The organism is Micromonospora salmantinae, assembly GCF_022230905.1.
Classification (GTDB): domain Bacteria; phylum Actinomycetota; class Actinomycetes; order Mycobacteriales; family Micromonosporaceae; genus Micromonospora; species Micromonospora salmantinae.
This window is the reverse complement of sequence record NZ_JAKKFG010000024.1, coordinates 1-1185: the sequence shown is the minus strand read 5'-3', so window position 1 is coordinate 1185 and position 1185 is coordinate 1. Positions and strand designations below refer to the sequence as shown.

2 pseudogenes are annotated in these 1185 nt (G+C 66.4%); both read left to right on the top strand.

The features are described from left to right. Positions 1-155, top strand: a pseudogene (locus PSH03_RS20590) (VOC family protein); the annotation flags it as partial. Between the two features lie 118 nt (positions 156-273). Next, positions 274-1168 (top strand): annotated as a pseudogene (locus PSH03_RS20585) (IS5 family transposase). Positions 1169-1185 lie beyond the last annotated feature (17 nt).

Genomic DNA, 1185 nt, shown 5'->3' with positions numbered 1-1185 from the left:
GGGGGTGGGGGGGCGCCTGGCCGCCCTCGAGGCCGAATGCGCGCCGGTTGATCCCCCTCGGCGCGGTACGCGGGCAGCTGTTGCTCGCCGACGGCGAGAACGAGTCGTGCCTCAACATGCAGGACGTCGAGGGCAACGAGTTCTGCCTCGACTAAAGCGTGTTTCAGGAGTCGTGGTGGCTGGTGAAGGTCCCGGCGTGGCGGTGATCGACAATTGAAGAGGTCTCCGGTATCTGGTTCTGCGACCAAGCAAGAACTTCATACCGGAGACCTCGTGGCCGCCTTAGCGGTGACGAGGCGGCAGGCCCCGACCGACGCTCAGTGGCAGCGGCTCGCCGCACTGCTGCCTGCCGCGTCGGTGAAGGGTCGTCCGCCGAAGTGGGAGAAACGGCAGCTCATCGGCGGGATCAGGTGGCGGATCCGGATCGGGTCGCCCTGGCGTGACGTCCCGGCCGAGTACGGACCATGGCAGACGCTCTACGGCCTGTTCCGTCGCTGGCAGCGCGATGGGACCTGGGACAAGATCCTGGCCGCGTCACAGGCCACCGGGGATGCGGAAGACCGGATCACCTGGACGATCAGCGTGGACTCGATGACCAGCCGCGCCCACCAACACACCGCCGGCGCCCGCAGAGATGGCCACCTGCAGAAAGAGCCACCCGGCGGCGTGCACGACGAACCCGCCGATCACGGGCTCGGACGATCTCGTGGCGGTCTGACCACCAAGACGCATCTGGCCTGTGAGCAGGGACAGAAGGTCCTATCGATGGTCGTGACCGCCGGGCATCGTGGTGACAGCCCCCAGTTCATCGCGGTCCTGCGCCGTATCAAGGTGACCCGTCTCGGAGTAGGCCGGCCCCGCACCTGCCCCGACCTGGTCCTGGCCGACAAGGCCTACACCAGCCGAGGTAACCGCGCCTACCTGCGCAAGCGTGGAATCAAGGCGTGCATCCCGAGCAAGACCGACCAGGACGCCCACCGCAAAGCCAAAGGCAGCCGCGGTGGACGCCCGCCCAAGTTCGACCCAAACCTCTAACCGGATGCGACACGCCGTCGAGAACGGCATCAAAAGGCTCAAGCGCCACCGCGGCGTAGCCACCCGCTACGACAAGCTGGCCGTCCGGTTCCAGGCCATCCTCACCATCACCATCATCTGCGAATGGCTCTGACCCAGCTTATGAAACAC